This window comes from Deefgea piscis, from assembly GCF_013284055.1.
GTDB classification, from domain to species: domain Bacteria; phylum Pseudomonadota; class Gammaproteobacteria; order Burkholderiales; family Chitinibacteraceae; genus Deefgea; species Deefgea piscis.
Window position 1 is genome coordinate 1,967,164 of sequence record NZ_CP054143.1, and the last position, 20,676, is coordinate 1,987,839.

16 protein-coding genes are annotated in these 20,676 nt (G+C 44.0%); 11 read left to right on the top strand and 5 right to left on the bottom strand.

All coding sequences use genetic code 11. The features are described from left to right. Nucleotides 1–14: 14 nt before the first annotated feature. Nucleotides 15–1,259 carry a pyridoxal phosphate-dependent aminotransferase gene (locus HQN60_RS09250; RefSeq protein ID WP_173533373.1) on the bottom strand — a complete coding sequence of 415 codons (1,245 nt, stop codon included), beginning with the start codon at nucleotides 1,257–1,259 and terminating at the stop codon, nucleotides 15–17. 167 nt (nucleotides 1,260–1,426) lie between these two features. On the opposite strand from HQN60_RS09250, the gene HQN60_RS09255 reads away from it, so the two are divergent. Further along, complete coding sequence (locus HQN60_RS09255; RefSeq protein WP_173533374.1) at nucleotides 1,427–1,795, top strand: Mth938-like domain-containing protein; 369 nt, start codon at nucleotides 1,427–1,429, stop codon at nucleotides 1,793–1,795. A gap of 186 nt (nucleotides 1,796–1,981) precedes the next feature. Continuing rightward, nucleotides 1,982–3,373 (top strand): UDP-glucose dehydrogenase family protein, encoded by a 1,392-nt coding sequence (locus HQN60_RS09260; RefSeq protein WP_173533375.1) that lies wholly within the window; start codon nucleotides 1,982–1,984, stop codon nucleotides 3,371–3,373. A 47-nt stretch (nucleotides 3,374–3,420) separates the two neighbouring features. On the opposite strand, the gene HQN60_RS09265 is transcribed toward HQN60_RS09260, so the two are convergent. The 4 genes from HQN60_RS09265 to HQN60_RS09280 form a co-directional block, all read right to left on the bottom strand. After that, nucleotides 3,421–4,218: an amino acid ABC transporter permease gene (locus HQN60_RS09265; protein ID WP_173533376.1), complete on the bottom strand. Its 798-nt coding sequence runs from the start codon at nucleotides 4,216–4,218 to the stop codon at nucleotides 3,421–3,423. A gap of 128 nt (nucleotides 4,219–4,346) precedes the next feature. Next, nucleotides 4,347–5,048, bottom strand: a complete 702-nt coding sequence (locus HQN60_RS09270) for a basic amino acid ABC transporter substrate-binding protein (protein ID WP_247646786.1) — start codon at nucleotides 5,046–5,048, stop codon at nucleotides 4,347–4,349. A 195-nt stretch (nucleotides 5,049–5,243) separates the two neighbouring features. Further along, a complete protein-coding gene (locus HQN60_RS09275; protein ID WP_173533377.1) occupies nucleotides 5,244–6,068 on the bottom strand; it encodes an HDOD domain-containing protein in 825 nt (274 codons plus the stop codon). 137 nt (nucleotides 6,069–6,205) lie between these two features. Further along, nucleotides 6,206–9,115, bottom strand: coding sequence for an Rne/Rng family ribonuclease (locus HQN60_RS09280; protein ID WP_173533378.1), 2,910 nt, complete (start codon nucleotides 9,113–9,115; stop codon nucleotides 6,206–6,208). Between the two features lie 627 nt (nucleotides 9,116–9,742). On the opposite strand from HQN60_RS09280, the gene rluC reads away from it, so the two are divergent. The 9 genes from rluC to HQN60_RS09325 all read left to right on the top strand — a co-directional run bounded on the left by rluC (nucleotide 9,743) and on the right by HQN60_RS09325 (nucleotide 20,633). Beyond that, nucleotides 9,743–10,705 carry a 23S rRNA pseudouridine(955/2504/2580) synthase RluC gene (gene rluC, locus HQN60_RS09285; protein WP_173533379.1) on the top strand — a complete coding sequence of 321 codons (963 nt, stop codon included), beginning with the start codon at nucleotides 9,743–9,745 and terminating at the stop codon, nucleotides 10,703–10,705. Beyond that, on the top strand, nucleotides 10,705–11,361 hold the full coding sequence (locus HQN60_RS09290) for an HAD-IA family hydrolase (protein ID WP_173533380.1): 657 nt from the start codon (nucleotides 10,705–10,707) through the stop codon (nucleotides 11,359–11,361). The genes rluC and HQN60_RS09290 overlap by 1 nt, the downstream gene beginning before the upstream one ends. Continuing rightward, a complete protein-coding gene (locus tag HQN60_RS09295) occupies nucleotides 11,354–11,710 on the top strand; it encodes a Rieske (2Fe-2S) protein (protein ID WP_173533381.1) in 357 nt (118 codons plus the stop codon). The genes HQN60_RS09290 and HQN60_RS09295 overlap by 8 nt, the downstream gene beginning before the upstream one ends. Next, nucleotides 11,703–12,635: a S49 family peptidase gene (locus HQN60_RS09300; protein ID WP_173533382.1), complete on the top strand. Its 933-nt coding sequence runs from the start codon at nucleotides 11,703–11,705 to the stop codon at nucleotides 12,633–12,635. The genes HQN60_RS09295 and HQN60_RS09300 overlap by 8 nt, the downstream gene beginning before the upstream one ends. Nucleotides 12,636–12,644: 9 nt before the next feature. Beyond that, nucleotides 12,645–13,415, top strand: a complete 771-nt coding sequence (gene motD, locus HQN60_RS09305; RefSeq protein WP_173533383.1) for a flagellar motor protein MotD — start codon at nucleotides 12,645–12,647, stop codon at nucleotides 13,413–13,415. 399 nt (nucleotides 13,416–13,814) lie between these two features. Then, nucleotides 13,815–15,305 (top strand): hypothetical protein, encoded by a 1,491-nt coding sequence (locus tag HQN60_RS09310; RefSeq protein WP_173533384.1) that lies wholly within the window; start codon nucleotides 13,815–13,817, stop codon nucleotides 15,303–15,305. Continuing rightward, nucleotides 15,289–16,770, top strand: a complete 1,482-nt coding sequence (locus HQN60_RS09315) for a tetratricopeptide repeat protein (protein WP_173533385.1) — start codon at nucleotides 15,289–15,291, stop codon at nucleotides 16,768–16,770. The genes HQN60_RS09310 and HQN60_RS09315 overlap by 17 nt, the downstream gene beginning before the upstream one ends. Further along, complete coding sequence (locus tag HQN60_RS09320; protein ID WP_173533386.1) at nucleotides 16,763–19,729, top strand: tetratricopeptide repeat-containing hybrid sensor histidine kinase/response regulator; 2,967 nt, start codon at nucleotides 16,763–16,765, stop codon at nucleotides 19,727–19,729. The genes HQN60_RS09315 and HQN60_RS09320 overlap by 8 nt, the downstream gene beginning before the upstream one ends. Nucleotides 19,730–19,757: 28 nt before the next feature. Then, the gene (locus HQN60_RS09325; RefSeq protein WP_217390091.1) at nucleotides 19,758–20,633 is read left to right on the top strand and encodes a diguanylate cyclase; all 876 of its coding nucleotides are present in this window, start codon (nucleotides 19,758–19,760) and stop codon (nucleotides 20,631–20,633) included. Nucleotides 20,634–20,676 lie beyond the last annotated feature (43 nt).

Consider the following 20,676-nt stretch of genomic DNA (forward strand, 5'->3'; position numbering starts at 1 on the left):
GACCCACCCTACGGTTATTTTGCAGCAAACTCACCGGTGCCATGGCGTTTACGCCATTGCGTCAAAAAGCGGGCGACGCGATTGAGCGCATCGGTGAGGTCATCCAAATTAGGCAGAAAAACTACGCGAAAGTGATCGTGTTGTGGCCAGTTAAAGCCAGTGCCTTGGACCAGTAGTACTTTTTCATCTTGCAGCAATTCGAGCATAAATTGCTGATCGTCGCTCACCGGGTAAATCACCGGATCGAGCTTAGGGAACATATACAGCGCGGCTTGCGGCTTGACGACCGACACGCCGGGCATGGCGCTGAGCATGTTGTAAGCCAAATCGCGTTGTTTGGCTAAACGGCCGCCTTCGCACACTAAATCATCAATGCTTTGATAGCCGCCGAGCGCGGTTTGGATGGCGTATTGCGATGGCACATTGGCACACAAGCGCATCGTCGCCAGCATATTGAGGCCTTCGATATAGTCTTTGGCGCGATGTTTTTCGCCAGAAACAATCATCCAACCGGAGCGATAACCACAAGCGCGGTAGTTTTTCGACAAACCGTTAAACGTGACAAAAAGTACATCATCAGCCAGCGAAGCGATTGAGGTGTGGCTAACCCCGTCGTAAAGCACTTTATCGTAAATTTCATCGGCATAAATAATCAGACCAAACTCACGCGCCAGCGCAATGATGTCGAGCAGCACGGAGTCTGGATACAGCGCGCCGGTTGGATTATTCGGGTTGATGACCACAATCGCCCGTGTTTTTGGCGTGATTTTGGCGCGCATATCGCTCAACGATGGCATCCAGCCATCGGCCTCGTCGCAGAGGTAATGCCGTGGCGTACCGCCGGCGAGGCTGACTGCGGCAGTCCAGAGTGGATAGTCTGGCATCGGTACTAACACTTCATCACCGGTGTTGAGTAAGCCTTGCATACTCATCACGATGAGCTCAGACGCGCCATTACCAATATAAATATCGTCAACGGTGACGTCGGCAATATTTTTTTGTTGCGTGTAATGCATGATGGCTTTACGCGCTTGGAATAAACCTTTGGAATCCACATAACCGGCGGCATTGGCCAAATTGCGAATCACATCTTGCACGACTTCTTCGGGCGCATCAAAACCAAAGTTGGCGAGGTTGCCAATATTAAGTTTGATAATGCGATGGCCTTCTTCTTCCATCTGCCGCGCTCGCTCTGGAATCGGCCCACGGATTTCGTAGCAGATGTTCAATAATTTGTTGGACTTGAGGATGGCTTCCATCGTATGGCCTGCGCAAAGGTTTTTCAGGGAAACCCCGTATTCTAACGAAAGAATGAGGGAAATGGTCATCTACGTGTATTAAATGCATAGTTCGCACGTATTTTTGCGCTTTAGACGCAGGCGGCTTTGGTAGAATCGAGCAAAATCACTTAAATAGGCATTTGCGCATGAAGCTGCATCAATCCAAAGTAAAAAATGTGAATCAATTTACTGCGTATGACACCACGGGTGTCAAAGTGAACGATGAGCGTTTTGAAGGCAGTGTCTTGGTGCTGCCCAATGAAATACATACGTGGCGTCCGACGTCGTTTGCCGATTTAACTGCGGAAGATTTTGCGGCGTTGTTGGGGTATGAGCCTGAGCTGGTGCTGTTGGGCACGGGGAGCAAGATTCAATTCCCACATCCACTGCTGTACGCCGCGCTCTCTAGTCAGCGAATTGGCATTGATATGATGGATACAGGCGCACTGTGCCGCACTTTTAATGTGCTGACAGCAGAAAATCGTCGTGTACTAGCCTTGGTTTTGCATAGTTAATTTAATTTTATTGTCATTAATTAGTAAGATCTATCTGTTATTTTCATTGCGTGGGGTGAATGTTAGCGCGAGTTATTTTTTTATTAGGTATCTGTTTTTAGCCAAATATAGATAAGCCTTAGACGTTTATACCCACAGATTATTTCTTGTAAGTCATCCGATTTTCACCCTGATTGGGGAAATAAAATGAAAGTGACGGTTATTGGCTCGGGTTATGTTGGCTTGGTGACGGCAACGTGTTTGGCTGAGTACGGCAATGATGTGCTGTGTTTGGACGTGGATGTCAGCAAAATTGAGTTGCTCAATCAAGGCGGAGTGCCTATTTATGAGCCAGGCTTAGAGGAAATGATCAAGCGCAATCGTGCAGCCTCTCGATTACGCTTTACAAGCAATATTGCTGAATCAGTGGCGCATGGCACGATTCAATTTATTGCGGTGGGAACGCCACCCAATGAGGATGGTTCCGCCGATTTGCAATACGTCGTAGCGGCAGCCAACCATATTGGTCGCCATATGAATACCTATAAAGTGATTGTGAATAAATCCACGGTGCCTGTTGGCACGGGCGATAAGGTTCGTGCGGTGATTGCGGCGCAGTTGACGCTACGTGGTTTAAATGCCAGTTTTGCGGTCGTCGCCAATCCCGAGTTTTTAAAAGAAGGGGCGGCGATTGATGATTTTATGCGGCCAGATCGGATTGTGATGGGTTGCGAGGATGAAACGGCGAGCGATTTATTGCATGCTTTATACGCGCCGTTTGTGCGTAATCATGATCGAATTTTATTGATGGATATTCGCTCGGCTGAAATGACCAAGTATGCGGCCAATGCGATGTTGGCGACGCGCATTTCATTGATGAATGAATTGGCGAATTTGGCGGAAATTTTAGGTGCCGATATTGAGCTGGTTCGCAAAGGGATCGGTGCCGATCCGCGCATTGGCTACCATTTTTTATACGCCGGCGTGGGCTATGGTGGCTCGTGCTTTCCTAAAGATGTACAAGCTTTGCAGCGTACCGCCAATGAAAACGGTATTCAGTTGCGCGTGCTAGCGGCGGTTGAGCACGCCAATCTAGCGCAAAAATCCGTCATTATTCATAAAATCAAGCAGCGTTTTGCCGGTAATTTAGCTGGGATGCATTTTGCATTATGGGGATTGGCCTTCAAGCCCAATACCGATGATATGCGCGATGCACCTAGTCGAGTATTAATCGAGTACCTATTGGCGCAAGGTGCAACGATTGCGGCGTATGATCCCGTCGCGATGATCGAGGCGCAGCGGGTGATGCCTCATGCAACGGGTCTGCGCTATGGAGAAGGGCCTCAGGCCGTGCTCAAGCAAGCCGATGCTTTAGTGGTGATGACCGAGTGGAAGGCGTTTCGTAGTCCAGATTTTGCGGAAATGAAGGCGCTATTGTCGCAGGCGATTATTTTTGATGGGCGAAATCTATACGAGCCGCAGTATTTGGCAAAACAAGGGTTTGAGTACTATCCGATTGGACGGGAACAAATTTATCCAGCATTAATTGCACGCGCATTGATGACGGAACCGTCTGAACAGGCATTGAATCTGGCTTGATTTAATTGCGGTTGATCATGGCGTCGGCCACGACCAACCGCTGTTGATTACATACCACCACTTTGCTGGTAGCGTTTTTCTAAGTGGCTGACTCCGGCTGCGAGTACCAAAGTCATGATTAAGTAGATAAATGAGATGGTGAGATACGGCTCCCAGTAGCGAGAATAGGCACCCGCAACGGTACGCGCGGCATAGGCCAGTTCAGCTAAACCAATCGCAGAAACTAAGGAGCTGTCTTTCACCAGCATAATGGCTTCATTGCCAAGTGGTGGCAACATACGGCGGAATGCTTGTGGAATAATCACAAAGCGCATGGTTTGGCCATACGACATACCCAATGAGCGAGAAGCTTCAAATTGACCTTTGGCAATCGATTGAATCCCTGCGCGGAAAATCTCGGTAATATATGCGCCAGCATTTAATGTGAGGGCGACTAGACCTGACAAAAATGCACCATATTCTTGGCGTAAAGTGGCCGCCATATCTCCACTGAGTAAAATACCGGTATCGGGATGAACCAATAAAGGCATCACGGCAAAGTGGGTCAATAAAATTTGTACGAATAGCGGCGTGCCACGAAAAAAAGTCACGTAAGCAGTCGCTGGCCAGCGTAATAAGAGTTTGACTGGATATTTCCAGATACCATGCTTCACTTCAGCCAATCGAGCCATGCCGGCAAATAGACCAATTAAGGTTCCCACGGTCACCGCAACTAAGGTGATGCCGAGTGTCATTTTGGCGCCGTCAATAAATAGATCTCGATATTCCCAAACAATTTGTAGTTGGAAGTTCTCAAGGAGCGGTGCTGTTTGTTGGATTTGTTGCCAAATCGTAATGAAATCCATGGTCATACCTATTTGATACAGAAGAAAAAGAAGCGCGACCGTTCAGCGGTGCGCTTCTAGGGTTGATGCTTAATGCCAATTCAACGGATCAAACTTAAATTGATGCTGAGTGACTACTGCTGATTCGCTTATTTACCAAAGTACTTGGTGTAGATTTTTTCGTAGGTGCCATCGGCTTTGATTGCGGCTAAGCCTTTATTGATTTGTTCGATCAAGGCTTTGTTACCCTTTTTCACCGCAATACCATAATATTCTTTGGCAAAAGTCGCGTCGTCGATGATTTTTAAGTTCGATTTTGGGTTGTTTGAAACAAAGTTAACAACGACACCGTTATCTGCGACGACTGCATCTACACCACCATTTTCCAATTCTTTGATGGCCAGAGGCGTTGATTCAAATCGTTTGATATTTGGGCTGGTTTTGCCCTGCAATTTTTGAATTACTTCATCGCCTGTCGTACCCGTTTGTACACCGACTTTGATAGTTTTTAAATCAGTAAATTTACTTACTTTGCTTTTTTTATTTACCGCAATCAATTGTTTAGCTTCAAAGTAAGGTTCTGAGAAGTCCATTGATTGTTTGCGTTCAGGCGTAATGGTGACTGATGAAATAACCATGTCACGATCACCATTGGGTAGTGTGGCAAAAATACCTTCCCATGGCGTATTGATGAATTTGATTTTCATGCCTGTTTTTTGGGCAATGGCCTCAAGAATGTCAACACTAAATCCAACCACTTCTTTTTTGCTGTTGAGTGACTCAAAGGGCGCATAAGCTGCATCGGTTGCAACTTGATACACTTTTGCAGCATTGGCATGTGTACTGAACATCAGACTGGCAAACAGAACGCTAGCAAGAAAACCTAGTTTTTTTGTATTCATTATTATCTCCAGGTACAACAAGAAAAAGGGCAGGACGAGAATTGTATATGAAATACACAAAATTCTCACGCTGCCCAGATGCTAGTAAGCTTTAAAGTTCAATATAATCAGGATTATCCCTAGGTTTGTAGCGATCGCACTGTTTTAACCAATGATGTCGTCCATCCCGCTGGATAGTTCAGACAATTCAGAAAGCTTAAAGAATAGCTCGTCTTTATTGATGCCAGTCTCTACTAAAACTGAATCTGGAATTTGTTCGGCTAGCTCTTCGATGCTGGTTTTTTCTGTGGTTAAAACGGTAATTAATTTGGCTAAAAACAGCACTGCAGTGAGTTTACTGATTGGTTCTTGGCTGAGCGGTGAGTTTTGACCGCGAATGGCTAATTGGATTTCGACAGGGAAATTCCAGCGTCGAGCTAGCTCTTCACCGACCATGACATAATCAAATCCAATATTATTGGCTTCCAACGCGACACGATCACCACCGCTTTCAACAAATTTATCAATTTTAACGGCGATTTCTGGCGCGATAATATGGATGAGCATTTCACCAATATTGTGAATCATGCCGCATGTAAAGGCGACCTCAGCATTAATCTTGGCTTGCTTGGCTAACCATTTGCAAATCGTGGCGACTGAGAGGCTATTTTTCCAAAATAATTTACGATCAAAGCCCGGTGTTGCAACAAATGCACCAGTAATACCAGAGGCGACCACCAGTGTACGCACCGTATTAAAACCTAAAACGACCACTGCTTCTTGTACTGAACCAATTTGGCGGCTAGCGCCAAAGTGTGCTGAGTTAGCAAGGCGCAGGACTTTGGCGGTAATAACCTGATCTTGCGAGATTTTTTTCGCAATAGTGTCAATGTCGATGTCATCTTTGCTAAAGCTGTCGATCAGTTCCTGAACGACTTTAGGGATGGTGGGTAACTTGTGAGTTTGTTCAAAGACTTCTTCTAATTTCATTGGTCTTACTCCCAGTGTATTTTTGTCAGTGACGCCTAGTCATACTAGAACACCAGAAATCACTATGCCAGTTCGAAACGTAAAAAAGCCGTACTCATTGATTGAGTACGGCTTTTGGCGATTGTGGCTGTGAATGATTAGTCTTGATGAGTCTCGATTTGAGATAAACCATCAGCACTAATATTTTTTGCCTGTGTTTCTGCAGCAACATCGCGGCGGCGACGAACTGTTTTTAGTGGCTGAACATCAATCGCTGTTGCCACGACAACGGTAGTGGCCGTTTCAACCATTTTTAGCTCAATTGCTTCATTGACGATGACTGGTTTAGCCACTGCATTGCGTCGACGCGTCGCAGTCGTATTGATCTCCACCTCAGGTTGAGGTGCTGTAGTTTGACGCGTTGCAACTTGCGTTAAGTTACTAGCAGCTTCTAGAGGGGCGGCTTTGGTTTCAACAGCAGGTGCTTCTACATTGCTTGTTGTCACACTCGCTACGACTTCTTTGTGTACGGCAGGCGTTGCAGTAACAGATTCGCTTGCAGCCGCTGGTTGCATCGCTGGTGCCGCAGCAACTGGTTCTTCAGCTACTTGTGGTGTTGAAGCGATTGTGGGCGATGCAGCTGGTGCAGGTGCAACAGGAGCTACAGGAGCTACAGGTGCAGCAGGTGCAGCAGGAGCAACAGGAGCAACAGGAGCAGCAGGAGCAGCAGGAGCAGCAGGAGCAGCAGGAGCAGCAGGAGCAGCAGGAGCAGCAGGAGCAGCAGGAGCTACAGACACTACTGGAGCGCTAGCGATTTGTGCAGGAGCCGCTTGTTCCGCTGCGCTTGTCTTCATCACTTCAACTTCAGTTACTGGTGTTTCAGCCGCAATTGCAGTGCTTTCAACAACTGTTGTTTCAGCATCAGTACGGTCGCGACGATCACGACGACCACGGCGGCGACGGCTACGTGTTTCTGCGTTGCTGTCAGTTGACGCTGTTGCCGCGTTTTCTGGCGCTGTGGTGACTGCAGCCAAATCGGCCTTGAGTGTTTCACTGCGTTGCTCATTGCGCGGCGTACGTTCTGCACGAGGTTGGCGTTCCGGACGTGGCTGACGTTCAGGGCGCTCGGCGCGCTCAGGGCGTTCCGCTTTTTCGGGGCGGTTTTGATTGTCACGTTTTTGCAAATCTTCTTCAATGCGCGGCTTATTGCTTGGGCGCGCATTACGATCGGTACGATCACGAGTTGCATCACGCGTTTCACCGCGCTGACTATCTGGACGTGGTTCGTTGCGATTGCGGCGTTGATCGTTGCGGCCGCGTTGTGGACGCGGTGCTGGCTTAACTTCCTCAGCTTTAACGACTTCTGGCGTAGCACTAAACCATGAAACAATTTTTTGCCATAACGAGATTTGTACTGTCGGCGCAGGTTGGCGAGTTGGGCGTTCCGAGGTCGCAGGGGCAGGTTGTGACGGTGTGATGCCTTTTACAGCCGCTTCTTGACGCTTGGCTTGTTCTTCCTTGGCTTTAGCTGGCTGATAGCCTTCATCCGTCGGTTGTTCAACCATGCGATAAGAAGGCAGGATGTCTTCAAGTTGGTTAACATCATCGTGGCGTAAACGCGTGATGCTGTAGTTTGGGGTTTCTAGGTGCGTATTTGGAATCAAAATCACGCCGACTTTGAGGCGATCTTCAACTGCAAACAATTCCGCACGTTTTTCATTGAGCAAGAATGTGGCGACATCAACTGGCACTTGGGCGTGGATTGCGCCGGTGTTTTCTTTCATTGCTTCTTCTTGAATGATGCGCAAGATGTGCAATGCCGATGATTCAATGCCGCGAATGAAACCGGTGCCGTGGCAGCGTGGGCACGCCATGTGGCTGGTTTCTTCTAAGCTTGGTTGCAGGCGTTGACGTGATAATTCAAGTAGACCGAAGCGGCTGATTTTGCCAGTCTGTACGCGAGCACGGTCGTGGTGTAATGCTTCACGGACACGGTTTTCAACTTCGCGTTGGTTTTTCGGGTTTTCCATGTCGATAAAGTCGATCACGATCAAACCACCTACGTCGCGCAAACGCATTTGACGGGCGATTTCATCGGCCGCTTCAAGGTTGGTACGCACGGCTGTTTCTTCGATGTCACCACCGCGAGTAGCTTTAGCCGAGTTGACGTCGATTGACCATAACGCTTCGGTGCGATCGAGTACGATGGCGCCGCCGGATGGCAAGCTCACTTCACGTGAATAAGCGGTTTCAATTTGATGTTCGATTTGAAAGCGTGAAAACAGTGGCACATCATCTTGATAGAATTTTACTTTGTGCGCGCTGCCTGGCATCACGTGCGCCATAAACTGCTGGGCTTGCTCGTAGATGTCACGTTTGTCGATGAGTAATTCACCGATATCCGGTTGGAAGTAATCGCGGATGGCGCGAATCACCAGGCTAGATTCTTGATAGATCAAGAATGCGCCGGTTTGTTTGGTTGCTGCGTCTTCGATAGCGCGCCACAGTTGTAGCAAATAAGATAAATCCCACTGCAATTCTTCGGCGTTGCGGCCAATAGCGGCAGTACGTGCAATGAGGCTGGTGCCCACTGGCGTATCTAGTTGATCCATTGCTGCGCGCAATTCATTGCGCTCTTCGCCTTCGATACGGCGAGAAACACCGCCGCCACGTGGGTTATTTGGCATCAAAACTAAATAACGACCGGCCAAGCTGATGTAGGTAGTGAGGGCTGCGCCTTTATTGCCGCGTTCGTCTTTTTCTACTTGAACGATGACTTCTTGGCCTTCAGAAAGATTGCCAGCTACGCGGCCACGGCCACCTTCGCCGTCACCCATGTATGAGCGAGCAATTTCTTTAAATGGCAAAAAGCCGTGGCGGTCGCAACCGTAGTCAACGAAGCAGGCTTCAAGCGATGGCTCGATGCGAGTGATGACGCCTTTGTAGATATTGGATTTACGTTGTTCTTTACCAACGGTTTCGATGTCGAGGTCGATCAGTTTTTGACCGTCGACAATCGCAACACGTAGCTCTTCAGCTTGTGTTGCGTTAAATAGCATGCGCTTCATGTAAGGCTCCGGCGCACACTGCTCAGATTGAGTGCAAATCAACAGGGTGATGAAGACGTCAATTCGGCGCAATAGCAGCCATGCTATCTGGTGCAGACATAAATTAAATCTGCGGGAGCTAACAAAATGGCTAGATGTTGCGGCTTAGGAACTGGGTATCGTTCTCCACAATAATCATTATGAGGTCTGTCTAGCTATACCCTAAGTTTCTTTGTTTTAGACAACTTAGTGTGAATCAATCCGGTCAGTGCACTAATGTAATAAATCAATTACCATCGCTGCTTGATGCTACGGTGAGCGTTATAACCGTTCTCCGACTCTGATAACCGGCGTCACCTCTCTGGCATGACGAGCCCCGCGCATCAGCTCCAAATATGGAGTTGGCAGATAAAGTATTTTTATCTACGGCGGGAAAGAATTCGTCAGCTGATAAGGCTGAGCTTGCGGTCAAAGAGCGGAATTTGTAATTAGATCGGTGGTGCGCTTTGGTAAAGCCTCACCACGGGCAATTTAGCAGTATTTTTTTATTCATACCTAAATTGCGTTGCCACCCCAGTCTTTAAGTATTTAACTTAAAGCGGCCACAACTTGCTGCAAATTGCAGCGCGTCACAGAGTATATGTCAATATGTCCGAGACTAGCAAAGCGTCTGTCACTTTCGTGACGATCGAAGCAGAAGATGCCGGTCAACGGCTCGATAATTTTTTATTAAAAATGTTGAAAGGGGTACCTAAAAGCCATATTTACCGCATTGTTCGCTCGGGTGAAATTCGAGTGAATAAGGGGCGGGTCGATGTGACCTATCGCATTGCTGCCAATGATGTGATTCGTATTCCACCGGTACGTGTTGCCGAAAAAGCGGCGGTACCAGCTACTGTTTCTGGTGCTGCACAGGCGGTACAAATTCCAGTTGTTTTTGAAGACGATGCCTTGATTGTTTTAAATAAACCGTCAGGAATGGCTGTGCATGGTGGTTCTGGAATTAGCTTTGGCGTCATTGAGCTTTTGCGTGCGCAAAGGCCGCAAGCCAAATTCTTAGAATTGGTGCATCGTTTGGATCGAGATACCTCCGGTTTATTGTTGGTGGCTAAAAAGCGCAGTGCATTAGTTAAAATGCATGAAGTGTTGCGTGAAAACCACCGTATTGATAAGCGTTACTTGGCTTTGGTTGAGGGTGTTTGGCCCAATGAACGTAGTCATGTGAAATTTAAACTGCTCAAGTATGAAACACCAGAAGGTGAGCGGCGAGTTAAAGTGCATAGCGATGGTTTAACGTCTCAGACCACAGTAAACCGTAAGCAAGTGTGGCCAGATCAAGCGAGTTTGCTTGAATGTGAACTTAAAACGGGTCGAACCCATCAAATTCGGGTGCATTTATCAGCCAGTGGGCATGCGATTTTAGGTGACGATAAATACGGCGATGCTTCCGTGAATAAAACAGTGGCTCGACATGGTTTAAAACGGATGTTTTTACATGCTTGGCGTTTAAGTTTGGATCACCCACTAACGGGCGAGCGGATGGTGCTTGAAGCGCCTTTGCCCGTAGAGTTGCAATCTTATTTAGATACATTGAATTCTCAAGGAAAATAATGAGCCGACAATTTGATTTATTGGTGTTCGATTGGGACGGCACCTTGATGGATAGTACTGGCATGATTGCACGCTCGATTCAGCGTGCATTTCGCGATGTTGGTTTAACTGAACCAAGTGATAAGGATGCACGCTTTGTCATTGGTTATGGTTTACATGAAGCGATGCAATACTTGGGACCAGAATTAAACGCGGAGCAGATCCAACGCATTGTCGATGCCTACCGTGGTCATTTTTTATCTCAAGACCATGAGTTGCAGCTTTACTCTGGCGTTGAAGAAGGCTTGTTACGTTTACAAGCGGCAGGTTTTCGCATGGCAGTGGCCACAGGAAAGTCACGCGCAGGTTTAGATCGCGTGTTGGCAGCAACGGGATTGTCGCCATTTTTTGAAGTGAGCCGCACTGCGGATGAAGCTTTTTCTAAGCCACATCCTGCAATGTTGGAATACATTCTTGAGGCATGTGATATCGAAGGGCATCGCACTTTAATGATTGGCGATACAACCCACGATCTGCAGCTGGCAATCAATGCCGGCACGGCGAGTGTGGCATTAAGCTATGGTGCGCATCCATTACATGATTTATTACCGTTAAAGCCTTTAGCCCATTTTGATGATTTTAGTCGATTGACGGATTGGATTTTGGCGCATGGCTAAACGCAAGATTTGCGTTTCTACGGATGTGGTTGAGTGTGGCTTGGCGTTTCGTTTTGTTTTGATGCAGCAAGGGCGAGAACGTCAAGCCATATTGATTCGTTTTCAGGGGATGGTGTATGGCTATCTCAATGAATGTGCGCATATACCAATTGAACTCGATTACAATCTTGGTGATGTATTTGACTTAAGTAGACAGTATTTAGTGTGCTCTACCCACGGTGCTTATTACGACCCCCGCAATGGTCTATGTTTAGGTGGCCCATGTTCGGGGCAACGATTGCAATCGATTGCGGTATTTGAACAAAATGAAGCCATCTGGCTGACTGAGGAAGGAATTAGTAATGAATGAAGCGCAAGAGCGTAGTGTTTTGCAAGAGGTGCTCGGCGCCTCAATTAAAGAGCAGCGCCGTGCGCGTCGTTGGGGGATTTTCTTTAAGTTACTGACCTTTAGTTATTTATTCCTCATCTTGGCATTGTTGATGGGCTGGCTGGGTAAAGATGCTGATAAAGCCACCATGAAAGCACATACCGCGGTCGTGGATCTGCAAGGAACAATTGCTGCTGGTGGCGAGGTGACGAGTGCTTTGATTACTGAAGGGTTACGCGCTGCGTTTGAAGACAAAAATACCAAAGCGGTGATTTTGCGTGCCAATAGCCCGGGTGGTAGTCCAGTTCAAGCGGGCATGATGCACGATGAAATTCAGCGACTCAAAAAACTGCATCCACAAATCCCCTTTTATGTGGTGATTGAAGATATCTGCGCTTCGGGTTGTTATTACGCCGCAGTAACAGGCCAACAAATTTATGCGGATAAGGCATCGATTGTCGGTTCGATTGGCGTATTGATGGATGGTTTTGGCTTTACTGGTGCCATGGAAAAAGTCGGAATTGAGCGTCGCTTACTCACTGCTGGGGCAAACAAAGGCTTTTTAGATCCGTTTTCACCGCAAAGCGTTGAGCAAAAAGAGCGCGCTCTTGGCATGCTCGATGAAATCCATCAGCAATTTATTGGCGTTGTTAAAGCTGGGCGCGGTAAAAAATTGGCTGATAATCCGGACTTATTCTCAGGTCTCGTTTGGTCAGGTGAAACCGGTGTCAAACTTGGCTTAGTCGATGGTTTAGGTTCAGTAGAAAGTGTGGCGCGTGATATTGTTAAAGTCGATAACATCGTCGACTTTACGCCGCAACCGACTTATGCCGATCGCCTTGCGCGTCAATTGGGGGTTGCTGCTGCAACGACCTTAAGCACCCATCTTGGTTTACAAATTAAATAAGTAGGCGTTATGGCACGCAAACAACGGCATGAAGAGCACGAAAATCATGAAAGATGGCTGGTTTCTTATGCTGACTTTATCACGCTGTTGTTTGCTTTTTTTGTGGTGATGTATGCCATTTCATCGGTGAACGAAGGCAAGTACAAAGTACTGTCTAATTCCTTGGTCGATGCATTCAAACCACAGCAAAATCCTCCAGCCGTGCAGCTAGACAATCAAGCCATCAAAGGTAGTCCACAACAAATTAAATTGGCACCTCAAACCAGTCCAAGCAATCCTAAACTCGAACAACAAACGCAAAAAATGAAAGGTATGGCCAATGACTTGCGTGAATCATTGGGGAGTTTGATTGATCAAGGTAAAGTGAAAGTCACTCAGTCAAAACGTGGGATTGCTGTGGAAATTAGTGATTCAATTTTATTTGATACCGGACGTGCAGACCTACAAGCCAGCTCAGAAGACGCTTTAAGTACCATTGCTGACTTGGTTAAAGGGAGTGACAACCTCATACAAGTAGAAGGTCATACCGATAATCAACCGATTCGAGCAGGGCAGTTTCCAAGTAATTGGGAGCTTTCGGCCGCTCGCGCGGCGAGTGTGGTGCGTCTATTTGAGCAAGCCGGGGTTGCGCCACAGCGAATGGCGGCAATTGGTTTTGGTGAGTTTCGGCCCATGGATACCAACGATGCTGCGCAAGGACGCGCTAAAAATCGGCGTGTGACTTTAAATATTTTAGCGGATAACAAAGATGAGGTTGCGATCTTGCCGAGCAATCCTTAATTTATCTTTTGTGTTTCGCTGATGCCGATCGGCAATGATCTTGTTATCTCTTTGACTCGATTGTAGCGTGCTAGCGCACTGATTCATGGCTAAACACGCTTTAGTTCCTCTGTAATTTCTCTCTTGCTGCTGAGTTTTTTCACCACTAAAACGGGCATAAGGCATCGTCGTGGTGAGGATCAATCTAAATTTAGCGATAGCATTTATTCAAGCGATTTAGTGCATTCAAAAGCACTGTTGCCAGCGTTTCAAATCACCATGTTAAATCAAAACCTTTCTTCAGTATTTCTAAGTAATTAATTTTTTGCGTTGAATTGTGACAATTCTCGCAATTTTAAAATTAAGCAACTAATCTGATTGTAGACATATTGACGTAGGCTGCGTGCTAAGGAGTGAGCTTTGCAGGATTTTTCATCGGCGAGTAATGACCAGCTGCCGTTTTTTTTTCAGCAGCTTGAGGAGTTATTTTTATTCGATCTTGATCAAGCTTATGTGGCAAGTTGCGCCTTATTGGCACGTTGTAAGCAAATAGAGCCATCGCCCCTGCACTTAACAAAAATGCACTTACTGCATAGCAAAATGCTATGGGGAAAAGGGCAATATCATGCAGCTCTTTATGCCATAACACAAACATTAAAAATAATTCAAAGTCATTCATTGTTTGAATTAAAAGCAGAAGCCTATCTGTGGCGTGGCCAATGCAATCTTAATTTGAAGCGGCATGTTATTGCTGTTGAAGATTTTACCTATGCCGTAGAGTTAGCATTAGAGTATTCACAGATTAGTATTGCGATTGAATCGTATGTCAATATAAGTCAAATATACTATTTTGCAGAGCAATATGACGCTTCAAAAGAAATTTTAATTATTGGTTATCGTCTCGCTGTTTTATTAAATGATCATAAACAAATAACAAAAAGTGGTATTTTTTTATCTAATTATTTAATTGAATCTGGCGATCATGCTAGTGCACTTTATATCCTTAATCAAATAGAATCAAGCTCACTCCAGTATGGTGATATGACCTGGGTGGTTGAGGCCGGCATTAATATTGCTACAGCATATGCCGGAATAAATGAAAGTGAATTGGCTGAAGTGTATTTCGAGTCAATGCTAGCTATTTCAAATTTTAATCATGCATTATGGGCGAAATCATTAACCTTGTTGAAATATGGTGAGTTTCTTATTCAGCAAAATCGATTTGAAGAGGCTATTGATTGTTTGGAGGTTTCTGTTGAAGGGATTAGTCAATTTGATTATGGTAATGTAAGGCAGAAAAGTGCGAAGTTATTACTTTGTGCATATAAGCATATTGGTGATTTTGAATCGGCCTTGTTTGAAATAAAAAAATATAAGCAATTTTCAGAGTCATTATTATCTGATCATTTGTTGCATGGCTTGAAGGGTAATGCATTAAATTTATCAAGACTAGATAGATCAAGAAAAAAAATAATTACAACCAGGAAAAATTTTGAGCATATGCTTGATTTGATTTCACCTGGAGAGTCTAGGGTTCGGTATCAGCAATTTAAACTAAAATGTTCCAGTGCTTCAAATTCAGTTGAAGTCATTCATGTTCAGTTACTCGGTTTGTTGTATGTAACTGGCTTATATCTGCAAAAAATGAATGCTCTATTAAGAGAGTTTTGTCTTGCTGAGTCAACTTGGACCAAGCTACCCAATTTTGCATATTTAATTATCCCCGATCAAGCCTATATTAATTCTGCGCTGGCATTACATCAATTAGAAAAGGTGATCAATGGATTTCCGTGGCGTTGGCATGGATTAAATCCACCAGAAGTTAAAATACAATTGATTCCACTTCAATCAGCAATGGAATTGCTTTTGCCTTTGGAAGAGGGAGGTCAAAAAAATGAATTGCTTATCTAATAAAGCAGATGAATTAGCCTTCTCTCAGGCCATTGAAACGTATTTTTTTGATGTAGATAAAGCCTACTGGGATGCTGGATCGGATAGTCGTGATTTATGTGAAAATTTAGTACAACGCTGTAAGAATGAAAACCATCCTTGGCTTGGTTATGCGTATGTTCTTTATGGTCGAATTTTATTAGCATTTGATGAAAATACTAAAGCATTATCGATACTGCAAAAAGGGAAGAAATTAATTGAAAAAAATAAAGATATCGAGCACCTCCCTTTTTCTATGCTGTGGCTCGGGGTGGCTTTAGAAAGAAATTGTAAATATACATATGCTATTGAAGTTTGGGTTAAAACAATTGACTTAGCGCTGGAATTGACTCAACTCGAGTATGGTGTTGAAGCATATTTAAATGCATCAATGGTTTATTATCATTTAGGTCAAAATGAAAATGCAGATGTTTTGATGCGTAATGGCTTGAAGTTGGCTGAGTCAATTCATAGTAATAAATTAATCGCAAAAAGTGGTATTTTTTTGATGGAAGGTTTGTTATTGGCTGAGCGCTATGATGCGGCTTTAGTTTTACTTGCTAGAATTGAACCTTATGCATTAGCACATGGTGATATGACATGGTTGGTGCAAATTTGTAATGGATATGCAATTTCATATTGGAATAATAGTAATCATGAATTAGGTATTTTTTATTTTGAAGTCGCTGTGGCTATAGCAAATCATTATAAGATGACCTGGGGGTATTGTATCTCCGTTATTAATTATGGCGAATGTTTGCAAGGCATAAATAAATTAGCAGATATTTTTCCTTTGCTGCTGAATTCGAAAAAAATATTAAAAGAAATTAATCATAATGATTTAGATGCTAGGTTGAATTATTTGCTTTATCAGGCATATCGTGAGAGTGGAGATTATCTATCAGCTTTAAGTGTATTACGCGCTTATGAAAGACAAGCGATTCGTCATATTTCGAATGAAATTGGGGAGAAAGGCTTTAGGTTGAATTTAAATCGTTTGGATAAAGCGCGAGCTTTACTAGTTAGAACGCATATTAAGTTTGAAAAATTAGCGGGTTGGGTTGTTCCTGGTGTTTCATTACAGCACTTACGACAATTTCGCTTGCGATGTGAGTCTGCAGATTTTAGCGATCGAGTTATTGAGCTTACTTTTGATTTGCTGATTGACTCTGTTATTGAACAGCGTATTTCAATATTACTTAATGATTATTGTGCTTTGAGTGATTTGTGGATTTTTGTTCCACCTTGTCGTTATATTATTTATCCAAAAGAATCGAGTTTTATTTTAATGGATTTTGCACAGTCTTTAGCCATGGCGATAGAAAATTTACCATGGGATCGATATGGTAAGGATAGGGTTAAAGTTAAATTTAAACTACAGCTTGCAAATGAAACCATGCTTAGACAGGTTGATGTTTTATTGAAAAAGGAGCTGGAGTATGTCTGAGCCACTGGCAAGTTTATTATCACAGCAAAAACAGTTTAGAAGACATAATTTTCAGCAAGCATTGGTATTGTCAGAGAAATTAGTCGAGCAAGCCCAAGAGGCCGGTAATGAAACAATATTGGCTCAAGCGCTTTTTTTACGTGGCGAGGCATTTGAAAAAACAGGGAATTATATTTCCGCTAGACAAATATTAGAATCGGCTTTAAAAATTGCAGTGAATCTAAATTTGGATGCACTGTTGTTAGATATTTATGAATGTCTAGGTAAAGTGTATTACATTTTAGGTGATTTAAATAATGCATTAAGTACTTGGGGGCAGTGTCTTGAGCTCGCACTTGATCAACATTCTATTGTTCATTATATAAAGGCCTATGTAGGAATTGGCGGTGTTTATTTGTATTTTGACATGGCTGAAGAGTCTTTGCGGCACCATAAAATTGCCTATGATTATGTTCAAGAATTAAATGATGACCAATTACTCATGATGCTGCATTTATGGTTAGGTCATGATTATCAACGATTAGCACAGCATGAATTAGCCTTGCAGCATTTAGCCTCATGTCGCGCACTTTATCCGCAAACGAATGATGCAGGGATGATGAGTGAAGCAATCATGCATTCAGGTTATGCCCAACTAGGCTTGGGGCGATACAACGAAGCGAGGCAATGCTTTTTACAAACGATTACTTTGTCGCAACGCCATCATTATGCTTGGTCAACAGTGATGGGGCAGCTGGGAATTGCTGAAGTCGCCTTACTGCAAGGTGATATGCAGGTTGCTTTAGTTGAATCGCAACATGCACTTGATGCAGCCTATCAAGGAGGCTCACAACATCAAGAAATGAAAGCGAGTCGAATTCAATCTGCGGTATATGAGCATATGGGGAAGTTTGAATTGGCGCTGACTTTGTATGAGCGCCATACTGAGTTAGCGATTAAATTAGCCAAAGAGAGAACTTTTACCCAAATAGAAAGCAGCACGATGCGCAAGATCTCTCGTATGGAAATGCGATTGAAATTATTAAAATCAGAGCAACAAAAACAAAATATCCTCAATGAGAGTATTCGGCAGCAAGCAGAACATCTTGCAGAGAAAAATACTTTAATTGCAATTAATCAGGCAAAAAGTGATTTTTTGGCGTTAATTAGTCATGAGATTAGAACCCCATTGTCTGGGGTTATTGGCATGCTACGTTTGGCGGGCGGGCAAAAAGAATTGCGTTCTGCGACTCGTACTCAAGTTCGAATGGGTTTAGAAAATGCAGAGTTATTATTAGAAATCATCAATGATATTCTGGATGCATCAAAAATTGAGTCGGGGAAACTTTCGATTGAATCAATCCCATTTGATTTGATTAAATTATTGCATCAAGTGGTTGATTTTTTTACTGCGCGCGCCGAAGAAAAAGGCATCACGTTTATTTTAAATATTTCTCGATTTAGTCCAGTGGGTTGTTTGGGGGATCCAACTCGGATTCGGCAAATATTATTTAATTTAATTGGTAATTCAATTAAATTTACCGAACAGGGCACAGTGACCATTACGGCGTATCGGGATCATGAACAAGTTAAAATATTAATTAGTGATACTGGCATTGGCATGGATGAAATGACGATTGGTCGTTTGTTTCAAAAATTTGAGCAGGCTGATACGTCAACAACTCGTAAATATGGTGGTACTGGCTTAGGGTTATCAATTTGTCGTGGTTTAATTGATTTGATGGATGGCTCTCTCGGGGTGACAAGTGCACCGAATGAGGGGAGCCATTTTAGAGTTGAAATTCCATTGCCGATTGCAGATGTGCCTATGGAATTATCAAAATATGAAAGCCCATTGCTGCCGTTAAATTACAAAATAAAAGTATTGTATGCTGAAGACGTTGAAACGAATCAACTCATTGTGCGTGCATTGCTTGAAGAAATGAATCTTTCATTGACCGTTGTTGATAATGGTGAAGAGGCATTACGGGCATTGTCTGAAATGAGTTTTGATGTTGTTTTTATGGACTGGCGTATGCCAATTATGGATGGAATGACCGCAACGCGTTTAATTCGCGAAGGGGGGAATCTACAATACCGTGTTAAAGATCCTGATGTTTATATCGTTGCCTTAACAGCCAATGCCACCGCAAAAGAGCAAAATGAAGGTATGACTATTGGTATGAATGATTATTTAACTAAACCTGTTTCAGTACGAGGTTTACATCAGGCATTAAACCAAGCGATTCATTATCAATTACAACGCGGTATTTCATTACCATTAATGAAAATAACGGCGGATCAAAATCTTGCTAATTTAAAAAAATCATTATCAGCGCCAGCCTTGCAATGGATAGAGCAGCTCACTGATTTGGGTGTTGCTGTTGACGAGGCTTTAGATCGCTTGAATGGTAATTTATCTCGTTATCAGAGATGGTTACTGCATTTCTTTACAGAAAATCAGCAGTTTTTCACTGAAATCAATCAGCTGAAGCATATCGATCATTTGGATGATTATATTGAAAAAATCCATGCAATGCGTGGTGTCTCTGGCACATTAGGTTTAATGGATTTTTATCGTACCGCGAGTGAACTAGAACAAGCATTATTTCAGCAGCAGAAGGAGTCAATTAAAACGCTCCCTGATTTTTATAAGCTAGAACAAGCATGGGTCCGTGCGAAGAACAAAATATTGCCGCTCATCGAGGTTGAATCACTATCGAGTACTTTGATTCAGGCTGAGGGCCTTTTGCCAAAAAGTTGTTTAACTACCGCTTTAGGGTTGCAAACAGCTTTGAAAAATAACAGTTTACGTGCTCGAAAAATACTTTTGGCCTTGTTGGCCGAATTACCAGAATCTAAATTTAATTTGCTGGTGGATGTAACTAGCGCTTTAGAAAAGTTAGATTATCCTGCTGCTTTAGCAGCATTGAATCAACGAATTCCTGTACCAGTGGAAGAGGTGATTGTGAATGGATGAGGCTTTTATTTTAGTAGTTGATGATCAGATGAATACGATCGAGACGCTGGGCGAGGTCTTGGGCGATGAGCACGATGTCCATTTTGCTTTGAGTGCTGAGCAGGCTTTAAGTCATATCGATCGCAAGCTCCCTGAGCTGATTTTGCTCGATATCATGATGCCAGAAGTGGATGGATTTAAATTTTGTGAGATTATCAAATCTAAGTTAGAGACTAGGGATATCCCAATTATTTTTATAAGCTCATTGTCGTCCCCTGAACAAGAAACTCGAGGTTTAGAGGCGGGGGCTGTTGATTATATTATTAAGCCATTTAATGCTTCAATTGTTCGGGCTCGAGTGCACAATCATTTAGAGTTAAAACGAACCAAAGATTTGCTGCGGGTGTTATCACAAACCGATGTTTTAACCGGAATGGCCAATCGCCGTCGTTTGTTTGAATTACTCGATCAAGTGCAAGATCGCTCATTGCGGCTGACTCAGCCATTGTCGATTTTATTAATCGATGTGGATTCTTTTAAGCAATACAACGATTTATATGGCCATATTTCCGGCGATGTTTGTTTGCAGCGAGTTGCGGGGGTGATTCAATCTTCGTTACGCTCCGTGACCGATGTCGCGGCTCGGTATGGCGGCGAAGAGTTTTGTTGTGTGCTGGAAAATGCAGATCAGGAATTGGCGATACAAATCGCCGAGCGAATTCGTAGCAGTATTGAGGCTTTGCAAATCCCGCATTTAAATAGTGCCGTCACAACGTGTGTGACGGCCAGTATTGGCGTTGCAACTTCGAGTGCTGCAAGCCGGATTCAGCATGCGCAATTATTAATGAATGCCGATAAAGCCTTATATGCGGCCAAAGATCAGGGCCGTAATCAAGTCCGTCATGCGAGTGTGAATTTACTCTAAAGTGCTCATTTCAATTGCGCTATTGCCAAGCATGATCGCAATC